Origin of the sequence: Magnetospirillum sulfuroxidans (assembly GCF_018224925.1) — a bacterium.
GTDB classification, from domain to species: Bacteria; Pseudomonadota; Alphaproteobacteria; order Rhodospirillales; family Magnetospirillaceae; genus Magnetospirillum; species Magnetospirillum sulfuroxidans.
The window spans coordinates 319,330-331,702 of sequence record NZ_JAGTUF010000001.1; the positions used below are offsets into that span (position 1 = coordinate 319,330).

Consider the following 12,373-nt stretch of genomic DNA (forward strand, 5'->3'; position numbering starts at 1 on the left):
GGATCAAATCCCGTCCGCGAAGCGGTACAGCATGTAAGCGATGGAATCCTGAAGCGCTTCCAGCGACGCCTCAAGGACGTTGGAATGGACCCCGACCGTATTCCAGCGATGACCGCGCCCATCGGTGCTTTCGATGGTGACGCGGGTGCGCGCCGAGGTGCCGGCGGTGCTTTCGACGATGCGGACGCGGTAATCGGCCAGTTCCAGCGCCTCTAATTGCGGATAGGGGCCGGTCAGCACCTGACGCAGGGCGGTGTCAAAGGCATGGACCGGGCCGTCGCCTTCGCCCACCTGGATGTATTCCTTGCCGGCGACCTCGACCTTGACGGTGGCTTCCGACAACGTCACCCAGTGACCGACGGCATTGCGGCGGCGTTCGTCGATGACGCGATAGCGTTCCAGCCGGAAGTAATCGGGCACTTGACCAAGGGCGCGGCGGACCAGCAATTCGAAGCTGGCGGCGGCGGTGTCATAGGCATAGCCCTCGTGCTCCAGCCGCTTGATCAGATCGACCAGATCGACGACGTCGCGCGGGTCGAAGGCGACCTGCATCTGCTCGACCACGGCGATCAGCGCGTCTTTCTTGACGCTGGCGATGTCGAGGCCCAGATCGGCCATGCGGGCGACGATGTTGGAACGTCCGGCCTGATCCGACACCACGATCTGCCGGGCATTGCCGACCATGGACGGATCAATGTGTTCATAGCAACTGGGATCCTTGGCCACGGCCGACACGTGCAGCCCGCCCTTATGGGCGAAAGCCGACGAGCCGACATAAGGCTGCGAGCGATTGGGCTTGCGGTCCAGTACTTCGTCCAGCGCCCGGCTGGCGCGGACCAGATTTTTCAGCGCTTCCAGGCTAATGCCGGTGTCAAAGCCCATCTTCAGCATCAGATTGGGAATGATCGAAACCAGATTGGCATTGCCGCAGCGTTCGCCCAGACCATTGATGGTGCCTTGGACCTGTCGCACCCCGGCCTTGACCGCAGCCAGGGAATTGGCCACCGCCGCATCGGTGTCGTTGTGGCAGTGAACGCCAAGATGCGAACCGGGGATGCCGGCGGCGATGACTTCGCCGACGATGCGTTCAATGTCGTGCGGCAGCGAGCCGCCATTGGTGTCGCACAGCACGATCCAGCGGGCGCCGTTGTCATAAGCGGCGCGCAGCGCCGCCAGGGCATAGGCCGGGTTGGCCTTGTAGCCATCGAAGAAATGTTCAGCGTCGTACAGAACCTCGGGCACCTTGGTGCCCAGATGGGCGATGGATTCGCCGATCATGCGCAGGTTCTCGTCCAGTTCGACCCCCAGCGCCACGGTGACCTGGAAATCCCACGACTTGCCGACCATGGTCACCGCGCCCACGGTTTCGTGCGCGACCAGGGCGTTCAAACCGGGATCGTTGTCGGCGGACCGGCCGGCGCGCCGGGTCATGCCGAAGGCGCACAGCTTGGACTGGGTGAAACCCGGCGGATTGGCGAAGAACGCATCATCGGTCGGGTTGGCGCCGGGCCAACCGCCCTCGATATAGTCAATACCCAGCGCATCCAGCTCCCGCGCAATCTTGGCCTTGTCGGCGGCCGAGAAATCGACGCCCTGAGTCTGGGCGCCATCACGCAAGGTGGTGTCATAGATATAAACGCGAGAGCTATTGGTCATTTTGCTTCAACTATGCTGACAGGGCGCGAGCTTTCGCCCACGGGGGACGGCAAGCATATAGAAGCCGCCGGCCGTCGCCAACCCAAACGGTTGGGCGTGACGGCATAACCCCCGTTAGACGAATTTTAACGGGGAAAACCATGGTGTCGGTGATTTGCAGCGGTACTGGCCGGGATATTCTAAGAATGTTGCTCCCGGTCCTCGACCGTCAGTCGAACCAAGGTCTTGAGCATCGCCGGGACTTCGCGGGCATGTGACAGCAGCCATTCGGCGCTGATCCGTTCGGGGCTGGCGCCCGATCCGGTCACGCTTAGGCCGTGATGACGAAAGATCAGGCGCGCCCGCGGCAGGTGGAAGCGGTCGGTGACCACCAGCAATCGTTGCCAGCCATGGGCGGCAATGATCGGGACGCAACAGCGGGCGTTGCCGATGGTATCGCGCGAACGGTCTTCCACAAGCACCCGTTCGGCGGCGATGCCGGCGGCAACGGCCAGGTCGCGCATGACATGGGCTTCGGGAGTGGGGTGGTTGACGGGGCCGCCGCTCATCAGCAGATGGCGCACCTGCCCCCGGCGCGCCAATTCCGTCGCATGGGCGACCCGACGGGCCAAGGCGGCCGAGGGGGTGCCATCCGTCAGCACCTTGGCGCCCAAGACGATGGCGCAATCGAACTCGACTTTCACCGGCATTTCCATATAAGCATCACATCATAAGCCACGAGGAGAGCAAAGCATGCAACGCCGCCGCAATGCCGATGTGATTGTCGAGACGCTGGACCTGGAAGGCAAGCACGTCGTCGATGTGGGATGCGGTGACGGCCATCTGGTGCGCCTGCTGACCCGGAACGGCGCCCAGGTGCTGGGGGTGGAATGCTCGCCCCGCCAATTGGCCAAGGCGTGGGCGGCGCAAAAGGTGGGCGACGAACGCATCGTCGAAGGCGTGGGCCAGGACCTGCCGGCCGAGACCGCCAGCGCCGATATCGTGGTGTTCTTCAACTCGTTGCATCATGTGCCCGGCGATTTCATGGCCGCCGCCCTGGCCGAAGCCGCCCGCGTGCTTAAGCCCGGCGGGCTGGTCTATGTGTCGGAACCGGTCGCCGAGGGATTGTTCTTCGAGACCTGCAAGCCCATCGACGACGAAACCCGTGTCCGCGCCCAGGCCTTGGCCGCTTTGCGCGCGGCGGCCGGTTTCGAGATGGCCGAGGAATTGACCTATCTGCACACCGTGTCGCTGAAATCGTACGAAGCGCTGCGCGAACGGATTATTTCGGCCAATTCCGAACGCGAAGCCAAATTCGCCGCCATGGATGGCGAAATGCGCGCCCTGTTCGCCGCCAACGGCCGCGCCAATGGCGATGGCGGCATGGATTTCGATCAACCCATGCGGGTCAATATCTTGCGCAAGCAGGGCGGCTGAACGGCGGCGGAAAATCCCCATGCGGCGGCTTTGGCGTCAAATCGTCAAATCGCCTTGATGCTGTCGAGGAAGGTTTCGGTTTCCCGGCTCATCGCCCCGGTTTCCACTTTCAGGTCGTCGGCGGCCTGATTGAGCTGGCAGGCCAACTGGCCGGTGGACCCGGCTTCGGCGCTGACTTCGCCGATGCTGCGGGTGACGATGGCGTTGGCGCCGGCGACTTCTTGGACGTTGCGGGCGATTTCCTGGGTCGCGGCGTTTTGTTCCTCGACCGCGGCGGCGATGGATGTCACCACCTGATCCACTTGGCGGATGGTGCTGGTGGTGCGGTCGATGACGGAGACCACCGAACGGGTGATGCCTTGGATATCGCCGATTTGGGCCTGGATTTCGCCGGTGGCTTTGGCGGTTTGATTGGCCAGGGATTTGACTTCGTTGGCGACGACGGCAAAGCCCTTGCCGGCCTCGCCGGCCCGCGCCGCCTCGATGGTGGCGTTGAGCGCCAGCAAATTGGTCTGGTTGGCGATGGCTTGGATCAAGCGCACCACTTCGCCGATGCGGATGGCCACTTGCTGCAATTCCTCCACCGTGCGGGTGGTTTCCTCGATATGTTCGACGGCGGTCTGGGAAATCAGCGATGTTTCTTGCACCCGGCGGCTGATTTCGCTGGTTGAAGCGGACAATTCGTCGGTGGCCGAGGCGACGGTTTGCACATTGGCCGAGGTTTCCTCGGCCGCCGAGGTCACGGTGATGCTGCGTTCCCCCGTCTGTTCGGCAGATTGGCGCAGATTGTTGGAGGCGCCATGGACCTGTTCGACGGTGGCGTTGACCCGCGCCAGCAATTGCCCGACCACGGCGTCATAGGCGGCGACCACTTCGTCGCGGCGCTGGGCGCGGACGATTTCCGCCTTGGATTTTTCCCGTGCCAGGGCTTCCAGGCGTTCGGCCTGGATCAAGCCTTGCTTGAAGGTTTCCACCGACCGGGCCATCTCGCCGATTTCATCGCTTTTGTCGATGAAGGGGACGGCGATATCGCGGCGGCCGCCACTGAGCGCGCTCATCACGCCGGTCATGCCGCGCACCGGAATGGTGATGGAGCGGGCGATGCGCCAGGCCACCAGCGCCGAAGTGGCGATGCCGGCCAGCGACGCCAAGCTGATCGTCCATTTGATGCGGCTATCAAGGGCGTTCATCTGCTCGTGCACGGCCTTGGTCTGGACGACGCCGAATTCGCCGATGCGGTCGATGGCCGGGGCAATGGCGGCATAGGCGGTGCTGAGGCTGGCGATGGCGGTGTTGGTGGCATCGGTTTGGCCGACCAGGCGACGCAAGGCGGAAACATAGTTGTCCAGCAGGGATTGAGCATCGCGCTGCTGTTCGCTGGTCAGCGCCGACCCGGCCAGGATTTGCTGAAAACGGGTCGCTTCTTGTTCCGCCTTGGTCAGATATTCGGGGTTGTCGCGCAACAGGAAATCTTTTTCATGCCGCCGCATCATCAGCATGACGTTGGCCAAGCGGACGTCGTTGACCGATTTCAGCATGGTCTCAAGCGTATGAACGGCTTTGCGCAAATCGCCTTGGGCGCCGGAATCCTGGTTCAAACCCTTGGCGACCATATTATCGGTCATGATCTGAAAAGCGGCGCCATAGGCTTTAAGGCCGGAGGTGACGGCGTCGATGTCTTGACCGATCGCTTGGGATGCGGCGTTGGCTTTGAGCGTATTGCTCAGGGAGGCGGCGTTTTGTTGGGCCGCGTGGCTTTTCTCCGCATAGCTTAGGTCACTGCGCAGCAAAAAATCCTTTTCCGTCCGACGGATTTCCAGGCCGGCGATGCGCAGATCCTTGGATAGGATTTCCAGATCGTTGAAAGCGGCGGCCTGCTGGTCAGCCTGGTCCATTTGCATCAAAGCCCAGGCGAACAGACCGCACAGAGCGATGGCCAAGGCGATACCCATGCCGGCCAAGGCCATGATTTTATCGCCGATTTGCAGGGAGCGCCGTTGTGCCATACCAATATCCAATTCGCTTAATAGGTCTTTTGCTATAGTTGGGGACAGTGTGAAATACGGCAATCGTGCTTAGGCATATCAGGTCTGAGCTTTTAGTCGGATATGACCCTTGCGCCCTGCGCGGTTTCGAGGGTACGAGAGGCGCGTCATCAACAAAGAGATGTCGCCGTCATGATGCTGACCCCCATCGACCATGGCACGTTGCTGCCGCTGCTGCCTGAATTCGCCCAGTCCCTGGGGGAAGACGATTTGGCGCGCAAGGTCTTCAAGCGCATCACCAGGTTGATTCCCGATGGCGATCTGATGAAGCTGTCCACCGATGTCGGTCATCACGGCCAAGGCGTTGCGCTGTGCCGGCAGTTCGGTTTCGGCATTTTGGATGTCGATCCCAAGACCCATTGGACCTGGGACGGCGTCAGTGTCGCCATCCGCATGGAACCCAGCGTGCTGATCCACGAGGTTGCCCATTATCAATGCGCCGCGCCTGAACGGCGGGCGGTGATCGATTTTGGCCTTGGCTGCGGCCCGGAAAGCGGGCGCCGCGCCGAAGCCGATGCGGTGCAGACCCTGTTCTGCCCCGAACGCGATGTCGAAGAAGCGTTGTGTTCGCTGCTCGGCATTTTGTGGGAAGCCGAATTGGAGCAGCCGGCGGTGCTGGCGTTTTTAGAGCAAAATTGGATGGAGGGCGGGGTATCCCTGCACAACATCGCCCATTTTCGCAAGATCGTGCGCTGGCTGCGCCAGATGGACTTGATTGATGATGACGGCCGGCCGACGCGTGGCTTGCGGCAGGAAGGCGACGATACTTTTTTCAGCCGTTGGTTCGCCGAGTAATGTCCGCCCTGGTCATCGGCATTGGTCACCCTTTTCGTCACGATGACGCCGTTGGTTGGTTGGTGGCCGAGCGGGTGGCGGCGTTGAAGCTGGCCAATGTCACCGTGCTGACCCATCACGGCGAAGGAACCGATCTGATGGCCCGTTGGCACGGCTTTGACCGCGTGGTGCTGGTTGACGCCACCGTTTCCGGGACCGAACCGGGGGTATTGCGGTGCTGGGACGGTGCCGAAGTGTTGCCGACGTCCTGTTTTCCCAAAAGCAGTCACGTTTTCGGTGTGGCTGAAGGCGTGGAAATGGCCCGTCTGTTGGGGCGTTTGCCCCCTTTTTTGCGTGTCATCGGCATTGAAGCGGCTGATTTTAGCGCCGGAGAGGGGATCGATCCCGCCCTGCATGAAGCGGTGGAGCGGGCGACCGCCATGGTTGTGGATTTTATCTAAGACAAAAGTTATATTACCTGAGGTAGTAAGTGCCGATCGGCGAGGAGGTGTTCATGTGTCGCTGCGTATTCTTGGTGCTGATGGCTTCGGCTGTGCTGACACAGACGGTGGTGGCGGCCGAGCCGGTGGGACAGGTGAAAACTCTTGACGGTTCGGCCCAGGTGCTGCGTGCGGGCGTGCCGGCGGCGTTGCAGGCCGGTTCGGACGTTTTTGCCGCCGATGAAATCCTTACGGCTGACAAGTCCCGTCTTGGCCTGATTTTGCGGGACGACACCACCTTATCCATGGGGCCGTCCAGCCGCTTGGTGGTGGAACGGCTGGAATTCGAACCCGCGGCCGACAAGCTGAGCCAGGGCTTGGCGCTGGGGGCGGGGACCTTTTCCATTCAAACCGGGCAGATCGCCAAATTGGCGCCGGCCCGTACCGATATCCGCACACCGCAGATGAGCATCGGCATTCGCGGCACTTCGTTCCTGGTTAAGGTGGATGGCGATGAATAAGGCGGTTTTGGCTTTGGCCGCGCTTTTGGCGCTGGCCGCCTGCGCTCCGCAAAGCGTGGTGGTGTTGGTTCCCGATGCCGATGGTCATGTCGGCCGCATCGAAGTGGCGGCGCAAGGGGGCGTTGTGGTGCTGGATCAGCCCAATAACGCCAGTTCCGCCACCGCCGGCAAACCGCCATCGCCAGCGAAAGCTCTGTCGGAACAGCAGATCAAGCAAGATTGGGGCGATGCCCTGGCCGCCATGCCGGCGCGGCCGGTCACGTTTCAGCTGTATTTCGACAGCGGCACCGCCGATCCGGTTCCGCAAGCCCGCGTGTTGATTGCCCAGGCGGTGGCCTTGGCGGCACAGCGCCCGCATGTGTTCGTGATGGTGGCCGGCCATGCCGATTCCGTGGGATCGGCCGAGGTCAATGACCGCATCTCCCGGCGCCGCGCCGATGCCGTGCTGAGCCTATTGCTTGAACAGGGGATGTCGGCCAAATCCATTCAGACGTCATCGCATGGAAAGCGCAACCCACTAGTTCCGACCGCCGATGGCGTGGCCGAGCCGCGCAATCGGCGGGTCACTCTGACGGTTCAATAGTTTGTGTGTCTTGTGGCGGTCGCCTCAATGGACTGTAGGGGGTGAACAAGCACCTTAAGACAAAAGTTTGTGGTATCGTGCAACAAGAGGTTGCCATTGATGCCAAAAGTAGTGACAATAAGCCCGTGGGGCATAGCCACAGGAATTTGAGAATTATGATTTCTACCGCCAATAACGAACTGAAGAGCAGCACTCGCCGGGTGTCCAGCCGTGGACGGACTCCGGGGGGCAAGCCTAATCCTATCGACGTTCATGTGGGCGCTCGCGTCCGCTTGCGGCGTACCTTGATGGGCATGAGCCAGGAAAAGCTGGGTGAAGCCCTGGGCTTGACCTTCCAGCAGGTGCAAAAATACGAACGCGGCGCCAATCGCGTCGGTGCTTCGCGCCTGTTCGATCTGTCTCGTGTTCTCGACGTTCCGGTCAGCTTCTTCTTTGACGACATGTCGGAAGCTGTCGAAGCGTTGTCGCCGCGACTGATCTCGGGCTTGGCCGAGGAACCGGCTTCTTTCGACGCCGATCCGATGACCAAGCGCGAAACCTTGGAACTGGTGCGGGCCTATTACCGCATCACTGATCCGCACGTGCGCAAGCGGGTGCTGGATCTGGCCAAGGCTTTGGGTGCGGTGACCGAAGTCTCTGAATAAAAGCATTAAAGCCCGGTGGCGGTGATGGTGAGCACCGTTGCCGGGCTTTAAACTTCAGTCTTTTCCGCCAAGGTTTGCGCCAGTTCGTGGACCCGCTGGCGGTCGCCACTGTCGACGATGGCCATATAGGCGCGCAGCAGATCCAGCGTTTCCCGCATGTCTTCGCCGGTACAGCCCAAGGCGCCAAGATCGGCGAAGGGAGTGCCGGGAAAGCCGCTTTGCAGCTCGCGCGGCATGCCGTCGAAAAAATAACTGACCGGAACCTCAAGAAAGCGGGACAGCGCATGCAGATGCACTGGCGTCACCCGTTCGCTGCCATTTTCCATTTTGTGCAGTTGCTCGGGGGGAATTGCCAGCGCTTTGGCCAGGTTTTCGCACGATAGCATCAAAACGGTACGACGGGCACGAATGCGCCGCCCTAAATTGGCGTCGATGGGGTCGATGGCGTTTTCTGCGGGAATGGCGTCAGTCATGGCACACGCAACATTGATTGGTGCATCGGGTCTGTATACCATACGCGTCGAAGGTGTAAAACCCATGGTCGGTGCGAGGTAACATGGTCGGCGACAATTTTCGCTTGGCGATTTCATCGAACGGACCCTGGCGGCTTCCTCTGCTCCGGCTTTGATGGCCGAGCTTAAGACGGCGCTGGTTCATTGGGGCTTTCCTCATATGGCGTGCGGCGCCTTCGGCGACCCTGACCGGCCTCTGGATGACGACACGGTTCCCGCCGTGGTCGTCGATTATCCGCAAGAGTGGCAAAAGCACTATTTCGAAAAGAACTACGTGACCATCGACCCGGTGGTGACGCGGGCTTTCCAAGCGCACATCCCCTATCGTTGGGATCAATTGCGCGATCTGACCACCCTGCAAAATCGCATGTTCAACGAAGCGCACGAAATCGGCTTGTTGCACGGTATCACCGTGCCCATTCACGGCCCCACCGGCGGGGTTTTCGTCGCCAGCATCGCCAGCCCGCACGACGACATCGACCACCTGCGGAGCTTGTCGGTGGCCAACATCTTGGTGACCCAGGCCTATTCCGTTCTGGTCGGCCTGAAACATCCCGGCGCTCCTGGCGCTCCGGTGGCGTTGACTGGCCGCGAGCGCGAATGCCTGATCTGGAGCGCACGTGGCAAATCGTCGTGGGACATTGGGGTGATCCTCAATATCTCGGATAATACGGTCAATTTTCATCTCAAGAATGCCATGAGCAAATTAAAGACCTCCACCCGCGTCCTCGCTATCGTCAAGGCTATTCGCATGGGACTGATCGTTCCGTAAACCCCTCAACCTTGGCAGGATGTAATAATACTCATTTCGTCTTCTTCTAGCGCTCAGAACGATATGCGCCAGGAGGGGTTGATGATTGAGGTTGTAAACTGGGCTAATTCACACGCATTTGGCGATTCTCTTGCTGCCCATCATCGGTTGCGCCATAAATGCTTCGTTGAGCGAAATGGTTGGACCGTTCCCAGTCATGACGGCATGGAATACGACCAATTCGATACTCCGGCCGCCACCTATCTGATCCACCGTGATGACCATGGCCCGGTGCAAGGGGTGGCGCGATTGATCCCCACCACGCGGCCTTACATGCTGAAGGAATTGTGGCCCGATCTGTTGGGTGGCGACGTGCCGGTCAGCACTCAGGTGTGGGAAGCCACACGCTTTGGCATTGATGATGATCTGGAGCCGGCGGTCAAGCGCCGGGTGGCGGCGGAAATCGTTCTGGGCTGTCTGGAATTCGCCATGTCCATGGGGATCGAGCGCTATCTGGTGCTGATGCCGCATCTGATCATTCGCCGGACCATCGGTGGGGCCGGGTGTAAGTTCCGCTTTCTGGGTGAGACACGGGCGCTGGCCGATTATCCGGTGGCGGCGGCCGAAATCGAAGTTAACGCCCAGGCTTTAGCCAGTGCGCGGGCCAAGGTCGGGGTGTATGGCTCGCTGCTGCGTCGGCATGATGTCGCGGCGGAGGCGGCGTGATGGGCAGGGGCGTGGCGCCGTACGGGCGATTGGAGCTGCCGCTGGCCGGTGACGCCGCCATCATCGGCCAGGCCTTGGAGGCCTTGGCGGGGCGGGCGCGCGATGTCGGCCTGGCCGCGTTGGCGGAATCAATCCTCGAACTGGGGCTGGAAGCGGCGGAAATCGCCCGCCATACCGGCAAGTTGACCCACTGAACGCAGCAAGGCCCGCTTCCCTGGGGGAAGCGGGCCTTGTTCGTCACGGACGGGATCAGTGGACGGTTTCGCTGGCATCCTCGGCGGCCAGGCCGGCCACTTCGATCAGTTCAGCCAGTTCGCGCAAATCTGATTGGCGCGCTTCTTTGGCCAAATAGTCCAGGCAATGCTTGATTGCCTTGGCATTTTCGGTGCGGCTCTTGGCTTCGTTCATCTCCAACCCTCCGTGGCATAGCTTTAGCTAAACCTATGCCTTCCACCGTTTTTCCGGTACCTACCAGACTTGGTGGGGTGGGGTTGACGTAAAGACCCTACAGGGCCAGTTGTTGAGATGGATTTCAGATACGGTTATCGTGCCGACAGTGAACGCAACGGCACCTTAAGCGGGGATTTCATGAACCGGCAGGCCAATATCGCCATCTGTCCGTTTTCCTTTCCGGCCAGCTTGCCGTTAGGTCCTTCGATCATCAAGGCTTTCGCCGAGGAACATTCGGACTTCAAGGTCAATTGCGTTGATCTGAATGCCGAATGGTACAACACCTTTGTCGATGCCGCCCTGGCCGGCAAGAGCTTTGTCCAGTTCACCCCCGAGGCCCGGACCGATTTCGCCAAGGCGGCGAAGATGTTCCGCGATGGCGGTGATGTCTTTTGGGACGAGGCCGAATACCAGCGGCTGTCGCGTTTTTTCGAATCGATCATCCGCAAGGTGGAAAACGTCTTTCTGGACGGTTTCGAACGCGCCTGCGCCAAGGGCGAATACGTGCCGCCAATCAAGGCCTATGCCGAGCATGCGGCGCGCAAGCTGCTGGCCAATGATCCGTCGGTGGTCGGTTTCTCGCTGATGTTTCGTGAACAATACATGCCATCGGTGCTGATTGCTTATTACGTCAAGGCGCTGCGTCCTGACGTTAAGATCGTCTTTGGCGGCGGCTATACCAGCGCCTGCCATCCGTCGATCCTGTTCGCCAATCCATTTATTGACTTCGTCGTTTTCAACGAAGGCGAGGGCGGCTTCCATGCTCTGCTGATGGCCTTGGACGAAGGGCGGACCCGCTTCGACGGCATCGCCAACCTGATCTGGCGCGACCCCACCGTCGAGGAGGGCTGGACCAAAAACCCGAAATCGCCGTCGGTGGACTTCAAGACTCAGCCTTACCCTGATTTTTCCGATTTCCAGCTCGATTCCTATTTCCAGCCCGAGCCGGTGTTCCCGATCATGAGCTCCAAGGGCTGTGCCTGGGACAAATGCACTTTTTGCACCCACCACCGCTCCTATTCCGGCGCGCATCGTGCCGCCCCCACCGACCGGGTGGTGGGCGAGATCGAGCACATGGTCAACACCTATGGCGTCAAGCGCTTCGCCTTTGTCGATGAAATGATCTCGCCCGGCCGTTTCCGCCGAATCTCGGAAGATCTGATCGAAAAGAAAATCGACATCACGTGGTACGCCCTGGCCAAGCCCGACCTGATCTATACCGAGGAAATCCTCAAGGTCATGCACGATGGCGGCTGCCGGTATATTCTGTGGGGGGTGGAATCGGCCAACCAGCGCATCATCGACCTGATGGACAAGGGTACCACCCCGGACGGCGTTTCCGAGGTTTTGGCCCGCTCGACCCGCGCCGGTATCCACAATCATCTGTTCATCATCGTCGGCTTTCCATCGGAAACCGAGGCGGAATTCCAAGAAACCATGGAATTCCTCTATGACAACCGCAACAACGTGCATCGCATCTTGGCCTGCGGCTTCTCTCTCGATAACGGTTCGGTTATCTTCAAGGAACCGGAACGCTTTGGTATTTCCCGCATTTGGGATGTGTCCAACATCGCCACCGTCAGCGTCAAATACGACGTCGAGCAAGGGGTGGGGTGTTTCGACACCGAAAAGCATGCCATGTTCTGGAAGACCAATTTCTTCGACCATTTCGAGGCATTCAAGGGCGATCTGGGGTTGTTCCGCAATCACGCCTTGCTGCACTATACCTATCCGGAACGGATCAAGCCGGTTGGCGGGCGGCGGGTTCCCAATCCGCGCAAGCTGAAGCCCCCGCCTTACCAGGCTGGGCGCACCGTTGCCTCCGACCGGAAGGTTCTGACGAAATAGGAAAGCA

General features: G+C 60.4%; 15 protein-coding genes. 10 read left to right on the top strand and 5 right to left on the bottom strand.

The features are described from left to right. Positions 1-3: 3 nt before the first annotated feature. A complete protein-coding gene (gene cimA, locus KEC16_RS01370) occupies positions 4-1,656 on the bottom strand; it encodes a citramalate synthase (protein WP_211545861.1) in 1,653 nt (550 codons plus the stop codon). A gap of 179 nt (positions 1,657-1,835) precedes the next feature. Beyond that, positions 1,836-2,339 carry a YdcF family protein gene (locus KEC16_RS01375; RefSeq protein ID WP_346343994.1) on the bottom strand — a complete coding sequence of 168 codons (504 nt, stop codon included), beginning with the start codon at positions 2,337-2,339 and terminating at the stop codon, positions 1,836-1,838. A 49-nt stretch (positions 2,340-2,388) separates the two neighbouring features. On the opposite strand from KEC16_RS01375, the gene KEC16_RS01380 reads away from it, so the two are divergent. Further along, positions 2,389-3,072, top strand: a complete 684-nt coding sequence (locus KEC16_RS01380) for a class I SAM-dependent methyltransferase (protein WP_211545862.1) — start codon at positions 2,389-2,391, stop codon at positions 3,070-3,072. A gap of 44 nt (positions 3,073-3,116) precedes the next feature. Here the strand turns inward: KEC16_RS01380 and KEC16_RS01385 are convergent, their stop codons facing one another. Next, the gene (locus tag KEC16_RS01385) at positions 3,117-5,078 is read right to left on the bottom strand and encodes a methyl-accepting chemotaxis protein (protein ID WP_211545863.1); all 1,962 of its coding nucleotides are present in this window, start codon (positions 5,076-5,078) and stop codon (positions 3,117-3,119) included. A gap of 171 nt (positions 5,079-5,249) precedes the next feature. Here KEC16_RS01385 and KEC16_RS01390 point away from each other — a divergent pair, with 171 nt between their 5' ends. From KEC16_RS01390 to KEC16_RS01410, 5 genes are all read left to right on the top strand, one after another. Further along, entirely contained in the window at positions 5,250-5,912 is a 663-nt protein-coding gene (locus KEC16_RS01390) for a hypothetical protein (RefSeq protein ID WP_211545864.1), read from the top strand. Next, positions 5,912-6,352 carry a hydrogenase maturation protease gene (locus tag KEC16_RS01395; RefSeq protein ID WP_211545865.1) on the top strand — a complete coding sequence of 147 codons (441 nt, stop codon included), beginning with the start codon at positions 5,912-5,914 and terminating at the stop codon, positions 6,350-6,352. The genes KEC16_RS01390 and KEC16_RS01395 overlap by 1 nt, the downstream gene beginning before the upstream one ends. Before the next feature lie 53 nt (positions 6,353-6,405). Then, positions 6,406-6,852: a FecR family protein gene (locus tag KEC16_RS01400; RefSeq protein WP_211545866.1), complete on the top strand. Its 447-nt coding sequence runs from the start codon at positions 6,406-6,408 to the stop codon at positions 6,850-6,852. Next, positions 6,845-7,435 carry an OmpA family protein gene (locus KEC16_RS01405; protein WP_211545867.1) on the top strand — a complete coding sequence of 197 codons (591 nt, stop codon included), beginning with the start codon at positions 6,845-6,847 and terminating at the stop codon, positions 7,433-7,435. The genes KEC16_RS01400 and KEC16_RS01405 overlap by 8 nt, the downstream gene beginning before the upstream one ends. 155 nt (positions 7,436-7,590) lie before the next feature. Beyond that, positions 7,591-8,079 carry a helix-turn-helix domain-containing protein gene (locus KEC16_RS01410; RefSeq protein ID WP_211545868.1) on the top strand — a complete coding sequence of 163 codons (489 nt, stop codon included), beginning with the start codon at positions 7,591-7,593 and terminating at the stop codon, positions 8,077-8,079. 47 nt (positions 8,080-8,126) lie between these two features. On the opposite strand, the gene KEC16_RS01415 is transcribed toward KEC16_RS01410, so the two are convergent. Beyond that, positions 8,127-8,552, bottom strand: a complete 426-nt coding sequence (locus tag KEC16_RS01415) for a helix-turn-helix domain-containing protein (protein WP_211545869.1) — start codon at positions 8,550-8,552, stop codon at positions 8,127-8,129. A 154-nt stretch (positions 8,553-8,706) separates the two neighbouring features. Here KEC16_RS01415 and KEC16_RS01420 point away from each other — a divergent pair, with 154 nt between their 5' ends. The 3 genes from KEC16_RS01420 to KEC16_RS01430 all read left to right on the top strand — a co-directional run bounded on the left by KEC16_RS01420 (position 8,707) and on the right by KEC16_RS01430 (position 10,262). After that, complete coding sequence (locus KEC16_RS01420; RefSeq protein ID WP_211545870.1) at positions 8,707-9,363, top strand: helix-turn-helix transcriptional regulator; 657 nt, start codon at positions 8,707-8,709, stop codon at positions 9,361-9,363. Between the two features lie 81 nt (positions 9,364-9,444). Then, on the top strand, positions 9,445-10,068 hold the full coding sequence (locus KEC16_RS01425; protein ID WP_211545871.1) for an acyl-homoserine-lactone synthase: 624 nt from the start codon (positions 9,445-9,447) through the stop codon (positions 10,066-10,068). Beyond that, positions 10,068-10,262: a hypothetical protein gene (locus KEC16_RS01430; RefSeq protein WP_211545872.1), complete on the top strand. Its 195-nt coding sequence runs from the start codon at positions 10,068-10,070 to the stop codon at positions 10,260-10,262. The genes KEC16_RS01425 and KEC16_RS01430 overlap by 1 nt, the downstream gene beginning before the upstream one ends. 55 nt (positions 10,263-10,317) lie before the next feature. On the opposite strand, the gene KEC16_RS01435 is transcribed toward KEC16_RS01430, so the two are convergent. Continuing rightward, positions 10,318-10,476 (bottom strand): hypothetical protein, encoded by a 159-nt coding sequence (locus KEC16_RS01435; protein WP_211545873.1) that lies wholly within the window; start codon positions 10,474-10,476, stop codon positions 10,318-10,320. A gap of 117 nt (positions 10,477-10,593) precedes the next feature. Between KEC16_RS01435 and KEC16_RS01440 the strand changes: the two genes are divergently transcribed. Continuing rightward, entirely contained in the window at positions 10,594-12,366 is a 1,773-nt protein-coding gene (locus tag KEC16_RS01440) for a B12-binding domain-containing radical SAM protein (protein ID WP_211545874.1), read from the top strand. Positions 12,367-12,373: the final 7 nt, after the last annotated feature.

Excerpts from the sequence above, each read along its gene's own strand:
- KEC16_RS01425 (WP_211545871.1), top strand. The coding sequence starts at position 9,445 with ATGATTGAGGTTGTAAACTGGGCTAATTCACACGCATTTGGCGATTCT.
- KEC16_RS01420 (WP_211545870.1), top strand. The coding sequence starts at position 8,707 with ATGGCCGAGCTTAAGACGGCGCTGGTTCATTGGGGCTTTCCTCATATG.
- KEC16_RS01380 (WP_211545862.1), top strand. The coding sequence starts at position 2,389 with ATGCAACGCCGCCGCAATGCCGATGTGATTGTCGAGACGCTGGACCTG.
- KEC16_RS01400 (WP_211545866.1), top strand. The coding sequence starts at position 6,406 with ATGTGTCGCTGCGTATTCTTGGTGCTGATGGCTTCGGCTGTGCTGACA.
- KEC16_RS01410 (WP_211545868.1), top strand. The coding sequence starts at position 7,591 with ATGATTTCTACCGCCAATAACGAACTGAAGAGCAGCACTCGCCGGGTG.
- KEC16_RS01415 (WP_211545869.1), bottom strand. The coding sequence starts at position 8,552 with ATGACTGACGCCATTCCCGCAGAAAACGCCATCGACCCCATCGACGCC.
- KEC16_RS01395 (WP_211545865.1), top strand. The coding sequence starts at position 5,912 with ATGTCCGCCCTGGTCATCGGCATTGGTCACCCTTTTCGTCACGATGAC.
- KEC16_RS01385 (WP_211545863.1), bottom strand. The coding sequence starts at position 5,078 with ATGGCACAACGGCGCTCCCTGCAAATCGGCGATAAAATCATGGCCTTG.
- KEC16_RS01430 (WP_211545872.1), top strand. The coding sequence starts at position 10,068 with ATGGGCAGGGGCGTGGCGCCGTACGGGCGATTGGAGCTGCCGCTGGCC.
- KEC16_RS01390 (WP_211545864.1), top strand. The coding sequence starts at position 5,250 with ATGATGCTGACCCCCATCGACCATGGCACGTTGCTGCCGCTGCTGCCT.
- cimA (WP_211545861.1), bottom strand. The coding sequence starts at position 1,656 with ATGACCAATAGCTCTCGCGTTTATATCTATGACACCACCTTGCGTGAT.
- KEC16_RS01405 (WP_211545867.1), top strand. The coding sequence starts at position 6,845 with ATGAATAAGGCGGTTTTGGCTTTGGCCGCGCTTTTGGCGCTGGCCGCC.
- KEC16_RS01440 (WP_211545874.1), top strand. The coding sequence starts at position 10,594 with ATGGATTTCAGATACGGTTATCGTGCCGACAGTGAACGCAACGGCACC.
- KEC16_RS01435 (WP_211545873.1), bottom strand. The coding sequence starts at position 10,476 with ATGAACGAAGCCAAGAGCCGCACCGAAAATGCCAAGGCAATCAAGCAT.